Annotated in this window: 18 protein-coding genes; 14 read left to right on the top strand and 4 right to left on the bottom strand. The window is 74.8% G+C overall.

The window, feature by feature from the left end:
• The first annotated feature begins 144 nt into the window (after positions 1-144).
• From OG799_RS27540 to OG799_RS27515, 6 genes are read left to right on the top strand one after another with little or no spacing between them, the layout of a single operon-like run.
• Positions 145-1,005 (top strand): STAS domain-containing protein, encoded by an 861-nt coding sequence (locus tag OG799_RS27540; RefSeq protein ID WP_406038978.1) that lies wholly within the window; start codon positions 145-147, stop codon positions 1,003-1,005.
• Positions 1,005-1,418, top strand: coding sequence for an STAS domain-containing protein (locus OG799_RS27535; protein ID WP_406038976.1), 414 nt, complete (start codon positions 1,005-1,007; stop codon positions 1,416-1,418). The genes OG799_RS27540 and OG799_RS27535 overlap by 1 nt, the downstream gene beginning before the upstream one ends.
• Positions 1,415-1,834 (top strand): ATP-binding protein, encoded by a 420-nt coding sequence (locus OG799_RS27530; protein ID WP_406038974.1) that lies wholly within the window; start codon positions 1,415-1,417, stop codon positions 1,832-1,834. The genes OG799_RS27535 and OG799_RS27530 overlap by 4 nt, the downstream gene beginning before the upstream one ends.
• The gene (locus tag OG799_RS27525) at positions 1,831-2,844 is read left to right on the top strand and encodes a SpoIIE family protein phosphatase (RefSeq protein ID WP_406038972.1); all 1,014 of its coding nucleotides are present in this window, start codon (positions 1,831-1,833) and stop codon (positions 2,842-2,844) included. Before OG799_RS27530 ends, OG799_RS27525 begins: the two co-directional genes overlap by 4 nt.
• A gap of 32 nt (positions 2,845-2,876) precedes the next feature.
• Positions 2,877-4,205: a sensor histidine kinase gene (locus OG799_RS27520; RefSeq protein WP_406046423.1), complete on the top strand. Its 1,329-nt coding sequence runs from the start codon at positions 2,877-2,879 to the stop codon at positions 4,203-4,205.
• Between the two features lie 2 nt (positions 4,206-4,207).
• Positions 4,208-5,746, top strand: a complete 1,539-nt coding sequence (locus OG799_RS27515) for a SpoIIE family protein phosphatase (protein ID WP_406038970.1) — start codon at positions 4,208-4,210, stop codon at positions 5,744-5,746.
• A gap of 59 nt (positions 5,747-5,805) precedes the next feature.
• On the opposite strand, the gene OG799_RS27510 is transcribed toward OG799_RS27515, so the two are convergent.
• Entirely contained in the window at positions 5,806-6,615 is an 810-nt protein-coding gene (locus OG799_RS27510) for a DUF6597 domain-containing transcriptional factor (protein ID WP_406038968.1), read from the bottom strand.
• A gap of 31 nt (positions 6,616-6,646) precedes the next feature.
• Between OG799_RS27510 and OG799_RS27505 the strand changes: the two genes are divergently transcribed.
• The 6 genes from OG799_RS27505 (at position 6,647) to OG799_RS27480 (ending at position 12,658) form a co-directional block, all read left to right on the top strand.
• Complete coding sequence (locus tag OG799_RS27505; protein ID WP_406038966.1) at positions 6,647-7,213, top strand: TIGR03086 family metal-binding protein; 567 nt, start codon at positions 6,647-6,649, stop codon at positions 7,211-7,213.
• A 32-nt stretch (positions 7,214-7,245) separates the two neighbouring features.
• Entirely contained in the window at positions 7,246-7,782 is a 537-nt protein-coding gene (locus tag OG799_RS27500) for a PadR family transcriptional regulator (protein WP_406038964.1), read from the top strand.
• Positions 7,779-8,480, top strand: coding sequence for an ABC transporter ATP-binding protein (locus OG799_RS27495; protein ID WP_406038961.1), 702 nt, complete (start codon positions 7,779-7,781; stop codon positions 8,478-8,480). The genes OG799_RS27500 and OG799_RS27495 overlap by 4 nt, the downstream gene beginning before the upstream one ends.
• On the top strand, positions 8,477-9,997 hold the full coding sequence (locus tag OG799_RS27490) for an FtsX-like permease family protein (protein WP_406038959.1): 1,521 nt from the start codon (positions 8,477-8,479) through the stop codon (positions 9,995-9,997). The genes OG799_RS27495 and OG799_RS27490 overlap by 4 nt, the downstream gene beginning before the upstream one ends.
• 112 nt (positions 9,998-10,109) lie before the next feature.
• On the top strand, positions 10,110-10,535 hold the full coding sequence (locus OG799_RS27485) for a hypothetical protein (protein WP_406038957.1): 426 nt from the start codon (positions 10,110-10,112) through the stop codon (positions 10,533-10,535).
• Between the two features lie 2 nt (positions 10,536-10,537).
• Positions 10,538-12,658, top strand: a complete 2,121-nt coding sequence (locus OG799_RS27480) for a bifunctional polysaccharide deacetylase/glycosyltransferase family 2 protein (RefSeq protein ID WP_406038955.1) — start codon at positions 10,538-10,540, stop codon at positions 12,656-12,658.
• Positions 12,659-12,690: 32 nt separating this feature from the next.
• On the opposite strand, the gene OG799_RS27475 is transcribed toward OG799_RS27480, so the two are convergent.
• Positions 12,691-12,873 carry a hypothetical protein gene (locus OG799_RS27475; protein WP_406038953.1) on the bottom strand — a complete coding sequence of 61 codons (183 nt, stop codon included), beginning with the start codon at positions 12,871-12,873 and terminating at the stop codon, positions 12,691-12,693.
• A 136-nt stretch (positions 12,874-13,009) separates the two neighbouring features.
• Between OG799_RS27475 and OG799_RS27470 the strand changes: the two genes are divergently transcribed.
• Complete coding sequence (locus tag OG799_RS27470; RefSeq protein ID WP_406038951.1) at positions 13,010-13,951, top strand: threonine/serine dehydratase; 942 nt, start codon at positions 13,010-13,012, stop codon at positions 13,949-13,951.
• 39 nt (positions 13,952-13,990) lie between these two features.
• On the opposite strand, the gene OG799_RS27465 is transcribed toward OG799_RS27470, so the two are convergent.
• On the bottom strand, positions 13,991-16,084 hold the full coding sequence (locus tag OG799_RS27465; protein ID WP_406046422.1) for a S9 family peptidase: 2,094 nt from the start codon (positions 16,082-16,084) through the stop codon (positions 13,991-13,993).
• Between the two features lie 159 nt (positions 16,085-16,243).
• On the opposite strand from OG799_RS27465, the gene OG799_RS27460 reads away from it, so the two are divergent.
• On the top strand, positions 16,244-17,701 hold the full coding sequence (locus tag OG799_RS27460) for an FAD-binding oxidoreductase (RefSeq protein ID WP_406038949.1): 1,458 nt from the start codon (positions 16,244-16,246) through the stop codon (positions 17,699-17,701).
• A 40-nt stretch (positions 17,702-17,741) separates the two neighbouring features.
• Here OG799_RS27460 and OG799_RS27455 read toward each other — a convergent pair whose 3' ends face one another.
• Entirely contained in the window at positions 17,742-19,820 is a 2,079-nt protein-coding gene (locus OG799_RS27455; RefSeq protein ID WP_406038947.1) for a SpoIIE family protein phosphatase, read from the bottom strand.
• Between the last annotated feature and the right edge of the window lie 204 nt (positions 19,821-20,024).

Below are 20,024 nucleotides of genomic sequence, written 5' to 3'. Positions count from 1 at the left end.
CGGTGGAACGGTATCCCACGAAGCGGGGAATACGCAGAACGGGAGCGGTTACCGGTGCCGCCGATCATTCTTTGCCGCGTGGCAAGTAGCGTGAGCCACCCCGGTGATAGAGTCCGGCCGGTTCGCCAGTCCAGGGAGGTCACCATGGCGTTGAGCGCCGAGGAAAGTGGTCGGCTCGCCCGCCTGCTGAGTGCACACGCGGAGCGGCTGGTCCAACGCTGGACGGAAGCGGTCGGCAGGTCGCTGCGTGGCCGCCTCAGCCAGGCCGAGCTTGCCCGTCAGGTGCAGGAGCTGCACGGTAGCATGATCGACGCCGCCGAGAACGGCCTCACCGACCTGGAATCCGAGCCGGGGGGCGAGCTGCGCGCCGTGCTCGCCGAGCTGTCCAGGGGCCGGGCCCGGCAGGGCTTCACCGCCACCGAGACGGCGATCAGCGTCTTCGCGCTGAAGGACGTCCTGCTCGCGCTGATGGAGGAGGACCAGGACGCGGCCAGCCTCCGCGACTTCGTGGCGTTCTCCGCCCTGATCGACCAGATGGGGCTCTTCACCTTCGAGAGCTATGTCCGTACCCGGGAGAGCCTGATCGCCGACCAGGCGGAGCAGCTGCTCGAGCTCTCCACCCCGGTGGTCAAGATCTGGGAGGGCGTGGTCGCCGTCCCGCTGGTCGGCACGCTCGACTCGGCCCGCGCCCAGGTGGTGATGGAGCGGCTGCTCCAGACCCTGGTCGACACCGGCTCGCCGTACGCGATCATCGACATCACCGGTGTCCCGGCGGTGGACACCCAGGTCGCCCAGCACATCCTCAAGACCGTGGTGGCCGCCCGGCTGATGGGCGCCGACTGCATCATCTCCGGCATCCGGCCGCAGATCGCCCAGACGATCGTCGCCCTCGGCATCGAGTTCGGCGACATCGCCACCAAGGCGAGCCTCGCCGACGCCCTGCGCCACGTGCTGCGACTGACCGGCGTGGACAACGCCCGCCGCCACCAGCGCCGGGAGTCCTGATGGACCGGGTACCGGTCCTCAAGATCGGCGACATCCTGCTGGTCTCCATCCAGGTCGACATGTCCGACCAGACGGCGGTGATGCTGCAGGAGGACCTGGCCGAGCGGATCGTCGCCACCGGCTGCCACGGCGTGATCATCGACATCACGGCGCTGGACATCGTCGACTCGTTCGTCGGCCGGATGCTCTCCACCATCGCGTCCATCTCCAAGGTGCTGGACGCCGAGACGGTGGTGGTCGGGATGCGTCCCGCCGTGGCCATCACGCTGGTCGAGCTGGGTCTGTCGCTCAACGGCATCCGGACCGCGCTGAACGTCGAGCGCGGCATGGAGCTGATCGCGGCGGCCCGCGCCGACGAGTGGGTCATGGTCGACGGCGACGACGAGGACGCCGAGACGACGGCTACGACATGACCGCCGGTGTCGACCTGGGCGCGCCGCAGACCCAGGCGATCCGCAGCGACGACGACGTCGTCCGGGTGCGGCAGCTGGTGCGTACGGTCGCGGTGGCCGCCAAGCTCTCGCTGGTCGACCAGACCAAGCTGGTCACCGCCGCCAGCGAGCTGGCACGCAACACCCTGATCTACGGCGGTGGCGGCACCGCCGACGTGGCGGGCGTCGACGACGGGCGCCGCCGCGGGGTGCGGATCGTCTTCACCGACTCCGGGCCGGGGATCCCGGACCTCGACCTGGCGCTGACCGACGGGTACACCACCGGCGGCGGCCTCGGCCTGGGGCTGAGCGGGGCCCGCCGCCTCGTGGACCACTTCGACATCGTCACCACCGTCGGCGAAGGCACCCGGATCACCGTCACCAAGTGGTCCCGATGAACGGGGACGTGGTCGCCGACCACGGTCTCTGGTTCCGGGTGGAGAGCAGCAGCGCGGGAAGCGCCGTACGCCGGGCCGCCGAGCGCCTCGGCGTCCAGCTGGAGCTGGGCGAGGGCCGCGTCGCCGACCTGGCCATCGTCGCCGCCGAGCTGACCAGCAACCTGGTGAAGCACGCCCAGGAGGGGGTGCTGCTGCTCCGCCCGGTGCGCCGGGCCGGGCGGGCCGGGGTGGAGCTGGTGGCGATCGACTCCGGGCCGGGCATGGCCGACCTGACCGTCTCGTCCCGGGACGGGCACTCCACCGCCGGCACGCTCGGCATCGGCCTGGGCGCGATCGCCCGGCAGGCGACCTGGTACGACGGCTACTCGCGGCCCGGTCGGGGCACGGTCCTCGCCGTGCAGGTCTGGTCCGGCCCGGCGCCGGAGCCGTCCTGGGCGGGCGGGCTGGTCCGGCCGATCACCGGCGAGCAGGTCAGCGGCGACGGGTACGGCGTCCGGATCGCCGAGGGGCGCCGCCAGGTGCTGGTGTGTGACGGACTCGGGCACGGCCCGTTGGCGGCGGCCGCCACGGAGGCGGCGCTCGCCGCGTTCCGGGCCGCGCCGGCCGCCCCACCGGCCACCGTGGTGCAGCACCTGCACCGCGCCATCGGGCACACCCGGGGGGCCGCGCTGGCCGTGGCCGAGCTGGATCCGGCCGTGGGCTTGCTCCGGTACGCCGGCCTCGGCAACATCTCAGCCATGATTGCGGTGGAGGGCGAGCGGCGTCGCGGGCTGGTCTCGCTGCCCGGCATCGCCGGCCACCACCGTCCCGCCGTGCGGGAGTACGAGTACCCGTTCGGGGCCGGCGCGACGCTGGTAATGCACAGCGACGGCGTGGTCGACCGCTGGGACCTCACCGACTACCCCGGCCTGCTCGGGCGGTCTCCCCTGGTGACGGCCGCCACCCTGCTCCGGGACGCCGGCATCCGCCGCGACGACGCCTCCGTCCTGGTCGCCGGGGGCTGGTCGTGACCGGGCCGGTCGGCATGCCCCCGCTGCTCCAGATGGCGCTGCGGGTCGAACAGGACATCTTCGTCGTCCGGCAGCGCGGTCGGGAGGTCGCGGCGGCGGTCGGCCTGGAACACCAGGACCAGGTCCGGATCGCCACCGCGCTCAGCGAGGTCGCCCGGGACCTGCTGCGCACCGCCGGCGGGGCGGACGTCACCTTCTCGGTCAATTTCGACGCCGTCGCCGGACGGCACGTGCTGTACGCGGATCTCGCCCCGGTGCGCCCGCTGCCCGACGACGGCTACCAGCCGCAGTCCGGCGCGGTGGCGCGACTGGTGGACATGCTGGGCGTCGTGGCGGACGAGGGGGATACGGTCGTGAGGATGTCCCGACGTGTCCCCGCCAACTCCCCGGCGCTGACTCCCGAACGGCTGGCCGAGCTCCGCGCGGAGCTGGGCAACACCGCTCCGGGCACCGCCCTGGACGAACTGGCCGAGCAGAACGGCCAGCTGATCGCCGCCCTGGACGAGGTACGCAGCCAGCGCGACGAGCTGGAGGTCCTCAACTCCGAGCTCCAGGAGACCAACCGGGGCGTGATGGCGCTCTACAACCAGCTCACCGAGGAGCTGGAGGAGACCAACCGCGGGGTGGTGGCCCTCTACGCCGAGCTGGACGAGAAGTCCGCCCAGCTGCGCGCGGCCAGCGAGTCGAAGAGCCGGTTCCTGGCCAACGTCAGCCACGAGCTGCGCGCCCCGGTCACCGCGATCATCGGGCTGTCCCGGCTGCTGGCCGACTCCGCCTCCGACCCGCTCACCGCCGAGCAGGCCCGCCAGGTGGGGCTGATCCGCTCCTCGGCGGCGGACCTGCTCGGGCTGGTCAACGAGCTGCTCGACCTGGCCAAGGCCGAGTCCGGCCGGATCGAGCCGAACTGGGCCGATGTGGACCTGCGGGCGGTCTACGGGCAGCTCCGGGGCACGCTGCGGGCGCTGGCCACCCGGCCGGAGGTCGAGCTGGTGGTGGAGGAGCCGCCGCCCGCGGCCACCGTCCGCTCCGACGAGGTGCTGCTCGCCCAGGTGCTGCGCAACCTGCTGCACAACGGGCTGAAGTTCACCGAGCGGGGCGAGGTGCGGCTGCGCGCCCAGCGGCGGGACGACCACTGGTCGCTGTCGGTCTCGGACACCGGCGTCGGCATCCCGCCCGAGCTGCACGAACGGATCTTCGAGGAGTTCTACCAGGTGCCCGGCGCGACCCGGGTCGGTGGCACCGGCCTCGGGCTGCCGTACGCGCGCCGGCTGGTGATGCTGCTCGGCGGGACGCTGGAGTTGTCCAGCGAGCCGGGCCGGGGCAGCACGTTCACGGTCACCCTGCCCGTGGGCGGAGCGTGACGGTGGACGGCGGCGCGGCGACCGTGCTGGTGGTCGACGACAGTGGTGCCAAGCGCTACCTGCTGGTCAGTTGGCTCACCCGGGCCGGTTTCGCGACGATCGAGGCGGAGAACGGCGCCGAGGCGCTGGCGCGGGTGGAGACCGAGCGGGTCGACCTGGTGGTGCTCGACGTCCGGCTGCCGGACCTGAGCGGCTTCGAGGTCTGCGAGCGGATCAAGGACCGCCACCCGGCGATGCCGGTCATCCACGTCTCCGCGCACGCGGTCGACGTGGTGGACCGGGCGCAGGGACTGACCCGGGGCGCCGACGCGTACCTGGCCGAGCCGATCGAGCCCGAGGAGCTGGTCGCCACCGCGAATGCGGTGCTCCGCTACTACCAGGCCCGGCAGCGGGCCGAGCTGCTCGCCGAGCGGCTGGCCGCGCTCGCCGACGCCACGGTGCAGATGCACGCCACCCCGAACTTCGTCCGGCTGCTGGAGGCGGCGGCGGCCGGCGCGGCGCAGATCTTCAAGAGTCCGGCGGCGGTGATCGCGGAGACCTTCGACGGCGACTGCCTGGCGGGCGTGGTGGCCGGGCCGGACGCCGAGCCGCACATCGTCCCGTGGGTGGTCGACGACACCGGGGTGCCGATCGGCGCCACCGTACGAGTCGAGGAGCCCGCCGCCTGGGGTCGGATCGACTGGCCGGCCGGCGACACGGTCACCGTGGCCGCCGCCAAGCTGCGCGAGGACCGCGCACCGCTCTACGTGGTGGTCCCGACCGCGACCCAGACGGTACGCACGCCGGTGCTGGTGCAGCTCGCCCAGGCGATCGCCTCGGCGGTCGAGGCGCAGCGCTCCTTCGACGAGGAGCACCGGATCGCGGTCACCCTCCAGCGCAGCCTGCTGCCCCGCCGGCTGCCCGAGGTCGCCGGACTCGACCTGGCCGTCCGGTACGAGCCGGCCAGTGCACAGACCGAGGTGGGCGGCGACTTCTACGAGCTGGTGATGCTCGACGGGCACCTGCTGATGGCGATCGGGGATGTGGCCGGCCACTCGCTGCACGCCGCGACCGTGATGGCCGAGCTGCGGCACGCGGTCCGGGCGTACGCGGTGGAGGGGCACCAGCCGGGGGTGATCCTGGACCGGGTCAACGAGTTGATGCTCACCCTGCTGCCGAACGAGCTGGCCACCATCTGCGTGCTGCTGCTGCACCCAGGCAGCGGGCTGATCCGGCTGGCCAGCGCGGGACACCTGCCGGCGCTGGTCAGCGCGGACGGCCGGGTGGAGTTCGTCGAGCAGTCCGCCCCGCTGCTCGGGGTCCGCGCGCCCCGCCCGCCGGACCTGGAGTTCGTGCTGCCGGCTGGCGCGACGCTGATCCTCTACACCGACGGCCTGATCGAGCGGCGCGACACCACCATCGACGAGGGGATGGCCGCGCTGGGCGGGGTCGCCGCCCGGGTGGACGACGACCTGGACGAGTTCTGCCAGCGGCTGCTGGTCGAGCTGGCCCCGCCGGAGATCCACGACGACGTCGCCGTGGTCGCGCTCCGCCGCCACTGAGCCGCCGGCGGGCCAGCAGCGTGGCGGGTCTGCGGGGTGAGGAGACTGGAGACTGACGGTCACCCTCCGCTGGGCTCGACCAGGGAGCGGGCGTACGCCGCGGGGGAGACGCCGGTGACCGAGGTGAACTCGCGGACCAGGTGGGCCTGGTCGCTGTAGCCGAGGTCGCTGGCCAGCCCGGCCCAGTCGAGCGGCCCGCCGGCGGCCTGCTCGGTCGCCTCCTGGAGCCGGTACCGCCGGATCACCCACTTCGGACCGACGCCGACGTGGTCGAGGAAGAGCCGTTGGAGCCGTCGGGTGGAGACGCCGTGCCGCCGGGCGAAGTCGTCCACCCGCAGGATGGTCCGGTCGGCGCGGATCTCCGCCACCAGCGCGGTCACCTCGGCGGCCAGCGGGTCGGGTGCCGGTGCCCAGCCGGTGAGCAGGGCGTCCAGCCGTTGGCAACGGTCGTCGTCGGTACCGGGGCAGACCGGGCCACCGGTGGGGAGGCCGACGGCGGCGAGCGGCCGACGCCGGCCGTTGAGGTCGGCGACCGGTCGCCGCCAGAAGGGCCGGAAGCCGCCCGGCCGGAACAGGATGCCGCTGGCCCGGCCGACGCCGTGCAGGGTGATGGCGAAGAGTTCGTCGCCGGGGCCGGCCACCTCGGCGGTCTCCGGGCCGCCGTCCTGGCCGTGGAACACCACGTTGACCGCCGGGTGCGGCACCACCCGCTGGGCGAAGGGCTCGGTCAGCTCCCAGTCGACGAGCCAGTAGTGCTCCACGTACGGGTGCAGCGCCGGGGCGGGCAGCCGGCGGCGGAAGCGGACCTGCCGCAGCAGCCGGCCGGGGTCGAGGATGCCTCGACTGTCCTGCCGCGGTCGCTGTCGCATTTCTTCAAGACCACCTTCATACGCTGGCCCTATGACCACGAAGACTAGTGAGCTGCTGGCCGTCGCCGCACCCCGGACGGTGGCGGTGGTCCAGGGCATCTCCGACGATCAGCTCTCCCGGCCCACCCCGTGCCCCGACTACTCGGTGCGCGACCTGCTCAACCACGTGTACGACGTGGTGGTCAACTTCCAGGAGCCCGCACGGAAACGGAAGGTCGACTGGTCGGCGAAGACCGACCACCTGACCGAGGGCTGGCGGGACCGGTTCGCGGCGGAGGCCGCCCGGCTGGTCGAGGCCTGGGCCGACCCGGCCACGGTGGAGGGCATCTCGTCCGGCATGGGCCTGCCGCAGGAGACGATCGGCGACATGGCCCTGACCGACCTGACGGTCCACGCCTGGGACCTGGCCCGGGCCACCGACCAGCACCTGGCCGTCGAGCCGGAGGTCCTCGCCGCGCTGCACGGCTTCATGGACCGCATGGGCGACACCGGCCAGCAGATGGGCGCCTTCGCCGAACCCGTCCCCACCACCCCCGACGCCACCGACCTGGACCGCCTCCTGGGCCGTACCGGCCGCAACCCCACCTGGCGCCCTTGACGGAGCTATTCGCGGAGTGAATAGTGGCAGGGGTGTCCACTCAGCACGTACTGCTCGGGCTGCTGGCGGGTGGGGCGCGGCACGGGTACGAGCTGAAGCGGGCGCACGACGCGCGGCTGCCCCGGGCCCGGCCGCTCGCCTTCGGGCAGGTCTACGCCACCCTCGCCCGCCTCCAGCGGGACGGGCTGGTGGTGCCCGCCGGGCAGGAGCGGGAAGGCGGCCCCGACCGCACCGCTTACGCGCTCACCGACGAGGGACGGGCCGCGCTGGAGCACTGGCTGGGCACCGTCGAGCCACCCGCGCCGTACGTGGCCAGCACGCTCTTCGCCAAGGTGGTCGTCGCGCTCCTGGTCGCCGACGTCGACCGGGCCCGGGCGTACCTGACCGCCCAGCGCCGGGCGCACACCGAGCGGCTGCGCGAGCTGACCACGGTCAAGACCGCCCCCTCGGCCACCCTGGACGACGTCGTCGCGGCCGACTTCGCCATCGCCCACCTCGACGCCGACCTGCGGTGGCTGCACACCACCCTGGACCGGGTCGCCGACTGGCACCGGGAGGTGCACTCGTGACACACCTGGAAGCTCGCGGCGTGGTCAAGGCGTACGGCAGGACGCCCGCGCTGGGTGGGGTGACCCTCGACGTGGCCGAGGGGGAGATCGTGGCGGTCACCGGGCCGAGCGGCTGCGGCAAGTCCACCCTGCTGCACTGCCTCGCCGGCCTCCTCCGCCCCGACGCTGGCGAGGTCACCTGGCGCGGCGCTCGGATCGACACCTGGCCCGAGGCGGCCCGGTCCCGGCTGCGCCGCACCGAGTTCGGGATGCTCTTCCAGTTCGGCCAGCTCGTCGCCGAGCTGACCGCGGCGGAGAACGTCGCCCTTCCGCTGCTTCTCGCCGGCACGGGGCGGCGGGAGGCGCGGACGGCGGCGCTGACCTGGCTGGACCGGCTGGGGGTGGCCGAGGTCGCCGACGTCCGGCCGGGCGAGATGTCCGGCGGGCAGCAGCAGCGGTGCGCCACCGCCCGGGCGCTGGTCACCGAGCCCCGGGTGCTCTTCGCCGACGAGCCGACCGGCGCGCTGGACACGCTGGCCGGCGAGCAGGTGCTCACCCAGCTGGTCCGGCTCGCCCGCGGGCAGCGCACCACCGTCGTGCTGGTCACCCACGAGCCGCGGATCGCCGCGTACGCCGACCGGGAGGTGGTGCTCCGGGACGGCCTGGTCGACCACACCGGCCTGGGGCTGGACACGCCGCTCGCGGGCGGCCACCGGTGAGGCCGGCCACCCTGGTCCGCCTCGCCCTGGCCGGCACCCGCACCGACACCGCCCGGGTGGCGCTGACCGCGCTGAGCGCCACGCTCGCCGTCCTCGCCGGCCTGGCCGCGTTCACCGTGCTGGCCATCCCGACCTCGGCCTGCTGCGGCGGCCGGAACCTCTCCGAGCAGTACAGCAACGCGCTGCTGCGCGAACCGGGGCTGCGCGGCGGCACCGCGCTGGCGCTGCTGCTGCTCACCGTGCCGGTGCTGGCACTGGCCGGCCAGTGCGCCCGGCTCGGCGCCCCGGCCCGGGACCGCCGGCTCGCCGCGCTGCGGCTGGCCGGGGCCACCCCCGGCCAGGTGACCCGGATCGCCGTACTGGAGACCGGGGTGGCCAGCCTCCTCGGCGCGCTGGTCGGGCTCGGCGCGTACCTCGCCGGCCGGGAACTGCTGGACCGGCCGGACCGGCGGGGCCGGCTGGCGCTGCCCACCGACGTGCTGCCGCCGACCGGTGTCATCGTGGCGCTGGTGGTCGGGTTGCCGCTGCTGGCCGCGCTGGTCAGCGCGGTGCTGCTGCGGGGGGTCACCGCCACCCCGTTCGGGGTGGTGCGCCGGGCCGTCCGGGAACGCGCCCCCGGTCCGTGGGCGGGCCTGCTGATCGGCTCCGGGCTGGCCGCGTTCGCCCTGTTCAACCCGGTGCTGGACTGGTATCAGGACCGTCATCAGGTGCCACCGCTGCTGCTGCCGCCCCTGCTGCTCGTCGGGGGCGGCCTGGCCGCGCTGGTCGGTGTGGTGATCGGCACCGGTTGGCTGTCGTACACGGCGGGCCGGCTGCTGCACCGGTACGGCCGCGGCCCGGCGGCGCTGCTGGCGTCCCGCCGGCTCACCACCGATCCGTGGGCCGGCAGCCGCACCTTCGCCGCCCTGCTGGCGGCGGTCATCGTCGGCGCCGGCGCGGCCGGCATGCGCGCGATGATGCTCGCCCAGGCCGAACTCGACCGGCGCACCGGCTCGGTCAACGGCAGCGGCGGCTTCTACCTGCGCACCATGGACCTGGTCGACCTCGCCGTCGGCGTGGCGATGGCGATCGCCGCCGGCGGACTGATCGTCGCGCTGGTCGAGGGCATCGTCGCCCGGCGACGGGCGTACGCGGCGCTCGTCGCCACCGGGGTGCCGCGAGGCACGATCGGCCGGTCGATCGCCTGGCAGTCGTTCGCCCCGGCGGTGCCGGCGGTCGGGGTGGCGCTCACCGTCGGTCTCCTGCTCAGCCGTGGCCTCGGTGGTGGCCCGGTCCGGGGCGGCGGCGGCACGATGGAGATCTGCGACGCCGCGGAGCGGCTCTGCGCCGACCCGCTGACCCGGGCGCAGCACATCCGGATCGAGCAGGTGCCCGAGGTGACCGTCTTCCCCCGCGTACCGCTGGAGCAGCTGGCCTGGGTCGGCGCCGGCGCCCTGGCCGCGGTGCTGGTGACAGTCGGGGTCGGCCTGGTCTTCCTGCGCGCCAGCACGGCGGTGGAGGAGCTGCGGACGACCTGATGTGACGCTGCGGCCGCCGGGGACGCTGTTGCCTGCGGAGGCCCACCGGTTGGACCCTCCGGGGCCGGGCCGGACCGGCCGGCAAAACGCGGAGCATCGGGAGATCAGCAGCATGCAGAACCAGCCCGGCGGGGCGCCGCCGGTGTTCGTCGACCGGACCGGACGGCGCCGCAGGCTCACCGTCATCGCCGGCGCGGCGATGGGCCTCGGCCTGCTCACCAGCCTCGGGCTGATCCTCGCCGGCCTCTTCTTCGACTCCTCCGTCCCGCTGCCCGGCTGGTCGGACACGAAGCAGCAGCCCCCCGTCGAGGCCGGTGTGGACGTCCCCGGCGCGGTGCGCCAGGAGACCACGCACACCCCGCGGCCGGCGCCGATCACCAGCACCTCCGTGCCCGCCGGCGCGCCGACCTCCGCCGCGCCGACCACCGCCACCAGGACCACCGCCCCGGTGCCCCAGCAGTCCACCAGCACCCCGCCGGGCCAGGGCGTCGACCGGCGCAGCACCGCCAAGCCCAGCAAGACCCCGGGCAAGCCCTGACGATGGCCAGACACGTCGCCCGACCCGATCCCCGGGCGCACTGGTTGCTGCTCCTGCTCGGCCTGCTCGCCCTGCTCGCGGCGCTGAGCTTCAACGGCCTGGTCACCAACGTCGGCGGCGGGTCCGGCCCGTCGGACGCGCCCGGCTCGCCCGCTCCCCGGCAGGCCACCGCCGGCGGGCCGGTGCTGCGGCTGGACGGGCCGACGCCGGTCGCCCGGCGGATGCCGCCGCGGACCGTCGCGCTCACCTTCGACGACGGACCGGACCCGCGCTGGACGCCGCAGGTGCTCGACGTGCTCCGCCGGCACCACGCGCACGCCACGTTCTTCGTGGTCGGCGCGCGGGTCGACGAGCACCCGGAGCTGGTCCGGCGGATCCTCGCCGAGGGGCACGAGATCGGCTCGCACACCTTCACCCACGCCGACCTGACCGGGGTGCCGAGCTGGCGGGCCCGGTTCGAACTCGCCTGGACCCGCAGCGCGGTCGCCGGGGCCACCGGCCGCGAGGTGACCCTGCTCCGGCCGCCGTTCTCGTCGACCACCGACTCGCTCACCGAGCCGCAGTACCAGGCGCTGCGGGACGCCGCCGGCACCGGCCACGTGGGCGTGCTCACCGACCAGGACACCAGGGACTGGCAGCGGCCCGGCGTGCCGGCCATCGTCCGGGCCGCCAGCCCGCAGGGCGGGGCGGGCGCGGTGGTGCTGATGCACGACGGCGGCGGCGACCGCGGCCAGACCGTGGCCGCCCTCGACCAGCTGTTGCCCCGGCTGACCCGCGAGGGCTACCGGTTCACCACCGTCTCCGCGGCGATCGGCGCGCCGGACTCGATGGTGCCGGCCGCCGCCGGCGCCCGGCTCAGCGGCACCGCGCTGCGCTGGGCGCAGACCGGCGCCGGCTGGCTGGCCGGGGCGATGAACCTGCTGCTCGGCGTCGCGCTGGTGCTCGGAGTCGCCCGGCTGGCGGTGCAGGTGGTCTGCGCCCAGCTGCACGTCCGCCGGGTCCGCCGGCCGCGCCACCGCCGGCCCGAGGTGAACGCCCCGGTCTCGGTCATCGTGCCGGCGTACAACGAGGCGGCGAACATCGCCGCGACCGTGCGGTCGCTGGTCGCCAGCGCGTACCCGGCGCTGGAGGTGATCGTGGTGGACGACGGCTCCAGCGACGGCACCGCCGACATCGTCGAGCGGCTGCGGCTGCGCGGGGTGCGGGTGATCCGGCAGGCCAACGCCGGCAAGCCGGCGGCGTTGAACACCGGCATCCGGGCCGCCCGCGCCGACCTGCTGGTGCTGGTCGACGGGGACACTGTCTTCCAGCCGGACACGGTGTACCGGCTGGTGCAGGGCTTCGCCGATCCCACCGTCGGCGCGATCTCCGGCAACACCAAGGTGGCCAACCGGCGCCGGCTGCTCGGCCGCTGGCAGCACCTGGAGTACGTGATCGGCTTCAACCTCGACCGCCGGATGTACGACGTGCTGCAGTGCATGCCGACCATCCCCGGCGCGATCGGCGCGTTCCGCCGGGAGGTGCTGCTCGCCGTCGGCGGTGTCCCCGCCGACACCCTCGCCGAGGACACCGACCTGACGATGAAGGTGCTCCGGGCCGGCTGGCGGGTGGTGTACGAGGAGGGCGCGATCGCCTGGACCGAGGCACCCTCGTCGCTGCGGCAGCTCTGGCGGCAGCGCTACCGCTGGTGCTACGGGACGATGCAGGCGATGTGGAAGCACCGGCACGCGCTCAGCGAGCCGGGCGCCGGCGGCAAGCTGGGGCGGCGCGGGCTGCCGTACCTGGCCGTGTTCCAGATCCTGCTGCCGCTGACCGCCCCGGCGGTCGACGTCTTCGCCCTCTACGCGTTGCTCTTCCTGCCCTGGTCGGCGCTGGTCCTGGCCTGGGCGGGACTGCTCCTGCTCCAGGGCTTCACCGCCGCGTACGCGCTGCGCCTGGACCGGGAGCGGTTCGGCCCGCTGTGGACGCTGCCGTTCCAGCAGCTCGTCTACCGGCAGGTGATGTACCTGGTGGTGGTGCAGTCGGTGGTCACCGCGGTGGTCGGCAACCGGCTGCGCTGGCAGCGGATGGTGCGTACCGGCGAGGCCGCCGCGCTGGTCGGCGCCGGCCCCACGGCCCGCTGACGTCGGGCCCATCGCCCTTAGGGGCGCGGCGCTCAGCGGGCGTCGAAGAGGCCGGCCGACCAGGCGACCACCACGCCGATGACGGCCGAGCAGCAGCAGATCAGCAGGGCGGCGGCGACCACGCCGAGGATCACCCAGGCGGTCCCGCGCCGGGCCGCACCCGGTCCCGTTCCGGCCGGTACGTCCGCACCGGTCGCCGCCTCGTCGTCGCTCACCACGCGGCCCCGTTCACCCCGGCAGTCTAGGTGTCGGGGTGCGCTCGCAGCCGGCAAGATCGTGGCCGCGTCCCGGCGAGGGCCGATGCGCGGGCGGGGGCGGCGGGCCGAGGGGCGGCCGGGGCAGGATGAGGCGATGGAGCTGATCACGATCGACGACGTGCGGGCCGCCGCCCACGACATCGCCGGGACGGTGGTGCGTACGCCGCTGCTGCCGAGCCCGTGGGACGACGAGCTGTGGCTCAAGCCGGAGAGCCTGCAACCGGTGGGGTCGTTCAAGCTGCGCGGGGCGACCCACGCGGTGGCCCGCCTCGACCCGGCGGTCCGGGCCCGGGGCGTGGTCACCCACTCGTCCGGCAACCACGGGCAGGCGCTCGCGTACGCGGCCCGGGCTGCGGGCGTCCCCTGCACGGTGGTCGTGCCGGAGGGGGCGCCACCGGTCAAGGTGGACCGGATCCGGGCCCTCGGCGCGGAGGTGCGCCTGGTCCCGCCGGCCCGCCGGTTGCCCGAGGCGGAGCGGATCGCGGCTGACACCGGGGCCACGCTGGTGCCGCCCTTCGACGACCGGCGGATCATCGCCGGACAGGGCACCATCGGGCTGGAGATCGTCGCCGACCTGCCCGAGGTGGACGTGGTGCTGGTGCCGGTGGGTGGCGGCGGGCTCTCCTCCGGCGTGGCCACGGCGGTTAAGGCGCTCCGCCCGTCGGCCGCGGTGATCGGCGTGGAGCCGCTGCTCGCCGCCGACGCCCGGGACTCGCTCGCCGCCGGCGAGGTCGTGGTCTGGGACGTCGAGCGCACCTACCGGACCAGCGCCGACGGGCTGCGCACCAACCTGTCCGCGCTGACCCTCGCCCACCTGCGGGACCGGCTCGACGGCATCGTCGCGGTGACCGAGGAGGAGATCGGCGCGGCGATGGGCCGGCTGGTCCGCGAGGCGCGGCTGGTGGTCGAGCCGAGCGCCGCCGTGGCGGTCGCCGCGCGCCTCTTCCACCGCGACGAACTGCCGTCCGGGCGTACGGTCGCGGTGGTCACCGGCGGCAACGTCGACCCGGCGCGGCTCGCCTCGGTGCTGGCCTGACCGGAGGGGGCCCGCGGTCCGGGCCCCCTCCGCCGATCGTCAGGCCCGGCCGAGGCGGTCCAGGATCCAGGCGTTGATGAACGCCTCTTCCCGCCAGGCGTCGTACCGGCCGCTGGGGCCGCCGTGGCCGGCGCCCATCTCGGTCTTGAGCAGGTAGTCACCCTGCGGCGCGACCGCGCGCAGCCGGGCGATCCACTTCGCCGGCTCGTGGTAGAGCACCCGGGTGTCGTTCAGGCTGGTCACCGCGAGGATGGCCGGGTAGTCGACCGGGGCCACGTTCTCGTACGGGGTGTACGACTTCATGTACGCGTACACCTCGGGGTCGTCGAGCGGGTTGCCCCACTCCTCCCACTCCGTGACGGTCAGCGGCAGCGACGGGTCGAGGACCGAGGTGAGCGCGTCCACGAAGGGCACCTGTGCCACGATCCCGGTGAACGCGTCCGGGGCCAGGTTGGCCACCGCGCCCATCAGCAGGCCGCCGGCCGAGGCGCCCCGGGCGACCAGCCGGTCACCGGCCGTCCAGCCCGCCTTGACCAGGTGCCGGGCGCAGGCGACGAAGTCGGTGAAGGTGTTCCTCTTGGCCAGCAGCTTGCCCTGGTCGTACCAGCGCCGGCCCAGCTCGCCGCCGCCGCGGATGTGCGCCACGGCGAAGACGACGCCCCGGTCGAGCAGGGAGAGCCGGGCGATCGAGAACCACGGGTCCATGCTCGCCTCGTACGAGCCGTAGCCGTAGATGACGGCGGGGGCGGAGCCGTCGCGTGGGGTGCCCTTGCGGCAGACCAGTGAGATCGGCACCCGGGTGCCGTCGTCGGCGAGCGCCCAGTCCCGGTGCTGCTCGTAGTCGGCGGGGTCGTACGGCCGGCCGTCCGGTCCGGGCCGCACCGGCTTCCGCTTGCGCAGCACCATCTGCCGGGTGACCAGGTCGTAGTCGGAGACGGAGTCGGGGGTGACCAGCGAGGTGTAGCGCAGTCGCACCTCGCTGGTGCGGTACTCGGGGTTGGCGTCCAGCCCGACGCTGTAGATCGGCTCGGGGAAGTCGATGTCGTACGCGTCGCCGCCGCCGACCGGCAGCACCCGCAGCCCGGTGAGCCCGTTGCCGCGCAGCGAGACGACGAGGTGGTTCTCGAACGCGTCGACCGATTCCAGCCGGGTGCCCGGGGAGTGTTCGATCAGCGGTGTCCAGTCGCCGGGCGCGTCCGCCGAGGTGAACGCGAGCGCGAAGTCCTCCGCGCCGTCGTTGTGCAGGATCAGGAACCGGTGCCCGTGGTGCTCCACCGAGTACTCGACGCCCTGCCGGCGCGGCGCGATGATCGCCGGCTCGCCGGTCGGGTTGGCCGCCGGGATCACCCGTACCTCGCTGGTGACCTTGCTGTGGATGTCGATGAGGACGAACCGCTCGGAGCGGGTCAGCTCGACGCCGACCCAGAACCGCTCGTCGTCCTCGGAGTGGACCACCACGTCCTCGCCCGACGGGGTGCCGATGGTGTGCCGCCAGACCCGGTTGGGCCGCCACGCCTCGTCGACGGTGACGTAGAAGAGCGTGGAGGCGTCGGTGGACCAGGCGGTGCCGTAGAAGGTGTCCGGCACCTCGTCGGGGAGCACCTCGCCGGTGGAGAGGTCCTTGACCCGCAGGGTGAACCGCTCGTCGCCGGCGAAGTCCGTGGAGTACGCCAGCCAGCGCCCGTCGGGGCTGACGTCGAACGCGCCGAGGGAGAAGAAGTCGTGCCCCTCGGCCAGCAGGTTGCCGTCGAGCAGCACCTCCTCGCCGTCCAGCGGGGCGCCGTCGGCGCTGATCGGGGGCGCGGTCTCGCCGTCGCGGACGGCCCGGCGGCAGTGCACGCCGTACTGCTGGCCCTCGACGGTGCGGGTGTAGTACCAGTACCCGTCCTTGCGGGTGGGCACCGACAGGTCGGTCTCCTGGGTGCGCCGGCGGGTCTCCTCGAACAGCTCCGCGCGCAGTGCCTCCAGGTGCGCGGTGCGCGCCTCGGTGTACGCGTTCTCCGCGGTGAGGTGGGCGATCGTCTCGGGGTCGTCCTTGGCGGCGAGCCAGGCGTACTCGTCGACGACGGTGTCGCCGTGGTGGGTGCGCTCGGTCGGGACGCGCTTGGCGACGGGTACGGGCGACGGCTCCAGGTCGGGGCGCGGCGTCAGACGCGCCGAGCTGGAGTTGTCGGGGGTCTCGGTGGTCACGGCGTCACGTTACCGGCCCCCGGCGCGCCGTCGTGGGGTACGCGCGGCACCGGATCGGGCAACCCGCCGCCACGTCTTTCGAACACATGTACGATGACCGGCATGGCGGCTGCAGCGAGTTTCACGGACCGGCCCGGAGCCCTGGAGATCACCCGACGGCTGGCGGAGATCTGCGGTCCGCCGTTCGCCCGCTTCGCCGGCCCGGCCGACGAGGTGGCCGGCCGGGCGGCCCGCTGGGTGGCGGTGCCGGGCGGACCGCACGCCGCGGCGGAGGTGCTGCGGCTGGCCGCCGCGCACCAGCTCACCGTCGTGCCGCGCGGTGCGGGCACCAAGATCGACTGGGGCGCCGCCCCGGCACAGGTCGACATCATGCTCGACACCGGCCGGCTCGCCGGGATCTGGCACGAGCCGCAGGGCTCACCGGTCGCCGAGATCGGCGCCGGCACGCCGCTCCGGGCGGTCCAGGCGACCCTGGACCGCACCGGCCAGCGGCTGCCGGTCGACGCGCCCTCCCCGGGGGCGACGCTGGGCGGGGTGCTCGCGGCCGACGAGGCCGGCCCGCTGCGGCACCGGCACGGCAGCCCGTGCGCCCAACTGGTCGGGGTGCGTTATCTGGACGCCGAAGGCGAGCTGGTCAGCCTGGGTGCGGCCGGCACCGCGCTGCTCGGCCGGGCCGGTCCAGCGGGCGGCCGGGCGGCGGGCGGTGGCGCGGCCGGCGGTGGCGCGGCGGCGCTGTTCGGTGCGGCGCAGGTTCCCGGGCTCGACGTGGCCCGGCTGCTCTGCGGCTCGCAGGGCGGGCTGGGCGTGCTGGTCTCGGCGACCATGCGGGTGCAGGCCCTGCCGGCCAGCCGGGCCTGGGTCACCCGGCCGGTCTGGACCCCGCTGGAGGTGCACGACCTGGTCCGGGCGGTGCTCGCCGCCCGGCTCGACCCGGCGGCCGTCGAGCTGGACCTGCCGGTGACGGTGCCCCTGCCCCGCCGCCGGGTGCACCCCGATCACCCGTCGGTCCGCCACCGGCCCGACCACCCCTCGATCGCCCGGGGGTCCGCCGGGCCGGCCGCGGCGGGCAGTCTCGTGGTGCTGCTGGAGGGCGGCCCGGCCGACGTCGCGGAGCGCGTGGAGCGGCTGGTGGCCCTGTTCGGCCCGGAGGCGGTGGTCGGGCATGCCGCCCCGGAGTGGTGGGGGCGCTACCCGTTCGGCCCGGGCGAGACCGCGTTGCGGATCGAGGTGCCCATCAACGACCTGCACGCGGCGGTGTACGCGCTGCGCGACGCGGCCGGGGCCCCGGTGCCGGTGCGCGGCTCGGCCGGGATCGGCACGGTGCACGCCGTGCTGCCCGGGTCCCTGCCGCCCGGCCGGGTGGCGTCGATCCTCGCCGCGGTGCGCGGGGTGCTGCTCGCCCGGCAGGGCCGCTGCGTCGTGGTGGCCGCGCCGGCGCCGGTCCGCCGGGTGGTCGATCTCTGGGGCGAGCTGCCCACCCTGCCCCGCCTCCGCGCCGCCAAGGACCACCTCGACCCCCACCAACGCCTGGCCCCCGGCCGCCTCCCCGGCGGCCTCTGACCCCACCCACCCCACCCGCCCATGGTGGCGGGGCCGGGGGTCAGATGGTGTCGTTGCGGAGGACGAGGATGGCGATGTCGTCGCGGGGGGCCTCCACCGAGAAGCCGATCGCGGTGGCGCGCAGCCGGGCGGCCGTCACGTCCGCCGAGTAGCCGGCCAGCGGGGCCGCCGCGTCGCGCAGCCGTTCGGTGCCGAAGAGTTCCCGGCCGCGCCGCCGCTCGGTCACCCCGTCGGTGTAGAAGATCAGCGCGTCGCCCGGGCCGAGCGGGACCGCGGCGGTGGGCGTGGCGATCGAGTCGAGCAGCCCGAGCGCCGTGCCGCCGGTGCCGACGAAGTCCGCGCCACCCCCGCCGCGCAGCAGCACCGGCCGGTCGTGGCCGGCCAGGTGCAGGTCCACGTCGAGCTGCTCGCCCCCGGCCGGTCCGACCGCGGCCAGGGCCAGCGTGCAGTACCGGCCGCCGCCCCGCTCGACCAGCGTCTCGTTCAGCCGGCCCAGCACCTCCGGCAGCGGCTTGCCGTCGCCGACCAGCACCCGGATCACGTCCCGGACCAGGCCGGTGACCGCCGCCGCCTCGACGCCCTTGCCGGACACGTCGCCGATGACCACCAGCCACCGGCCGCCCGGCAGCGGCACCACGTCGTAGAAGTCGCCCCCGACCTCGGCGTCGTCGCCGGTCGGGACGTACTCGGCGGCGAAGCCGATGCCCTCCACCAGCGGCAGCACCGGCGGCAGCAGCGACTGCTGGAGGGTCTGCGCGACCCGGCGCCGTTCGGCGTGGATGCGGGCGTTCTCGATCGCCAGGGCGGCCCGGCGGGCCACGTCCTCCAGCACCGAGACCTCGTCGGGGTCGTGCCGGTGCCGCTGGTGCCGGCCGACCGCGAGGGTCCCGAGCCGCTGGCCGCGGGCGATCAGCGGGACGGCGAAGCCCTCCATCGGGGCGCCGAGCGGCACCTGCGACGCGCTCCGCGACGCCTCGCGCAACCGGGCCTGGATCGAGTCGGGCCCGGTCTCCTGGAGCACCCTGTGCAACTGCGGCAGCACCGACTCGTCGGCGTGGCTGGCGGCGGCGAGCCGCAGCCGGCCCCACTCGTCGGTGGTGTGCACCGCGCACCACTGGCCGAGCCGGGGCACTACCAGCTGCGGGATGAGCGCCATGGTCAGCTCGACGTCCAGCGACTGGGCGAGCAGCTCGCTGGCCTCGGCCAGGAAGGTCAGCCAGGCCGACCGGCGGACGTCGGCCCGGCGCAGCCGGTCGTTCTCCAGGTGCAGCGAGAGCCGCTCGGCCGCCAGCACGGCCAGCGGCCGGGCGTACGCCGACGGCGCCGCGTCCAGCTCCAGCTCACCGGCGTACGGGCGGTGCACGGCCAGCGGCACCCGGATCAGCTCGTTGTCGTCGCGGGGCTGCCGGCCGTACCGGGCCAGGACCTGGGTGCCATGTCCGTCGCCCCGGTCCAGCCGGACGACGCCACCGGCCGCGCCGACCATCTCGGCCAGCCGGGTCACCAGATCGGTCGCGAACTCCGGCAGCGGGTCCTCCGCGTACGGGTCGGGGCTGGTCTGCATCAGCTCGCTCATCGCGGCGGCGCTCGGCGCGCCGTGCGCGGTGTCGTTGGTGTCGGAGCCGGCGAGCGGGCTGTGCGCCTCGGTGACCGCCGTCCGCTGGTCCGGCGGGGCGGCGTCGTGCCGGTCCAGCCGGAACCAGACGCCCTTTCCAGTGGGCAGGTAGGTGGTGCCCCAGCGGCTGGCGAAGTGGTCCACCAGCAGCAGCCCGCGCCCCCGCTCGGCAACCTCGGTGATCTCGTCGGAGTCGTTGCGCACGCCGACCACCAGCTCGTCCACGGGGCCGACGGCGAAGTCGGAGACCGTCACGGTGAGTCCGGTTTCGTCGGCCGCGACCTCGATGTCCAGTTCGGTCCGGGCGTGTTCGACCGCGTTGGTGGAGAGTTCGGTGGTGAGCAGCAGTGCCTCGTTGAGCAGCTCCTCCAGGTCCGCCTCGGCGAGGACGGACCGGACGAGGGCCCGGGCGGCGGCGGGCGTGCGCCGGTCGGCCGGGAGTCGGACCCGCCGGACGTGCTCGTCCGAGCTGTCCGTCATGCCCGGTTCCGCCTCCGCTGACATCTCCGTATCCTCCACCGCGTCGACCCGGCTGCCAAACCGCCCCCGGCGGTCCGCGTGGCCGGATCCGCCGTCCCGGGGCGGGTCGGTCGGGCGACTCGTGGGCGTGGCGGCTGCTCGCCGGCCTTGGCCTCGACGGCGGCGCGGGCAGAATGGTGGGATGTCGGCGTGTCGGCACGAGCCGGTGGCCCCGAGCTGAGCGAGGAA

It is taken from the genome of Micromonospora sp. NBC_00898 (assembly GCF_045207895.1).
Classification (GTDB): domain Bacteria; phylum Actinomycetota; class Actinomycetes; order Mycobacteriales; family Micromonosporaceae; genus Micromonospora.
The sequence above is the reverse complement of the archived record's forward strand: the minus strand, read 5'-3'. Positions and strand labels throughout refer to the sequence as shown.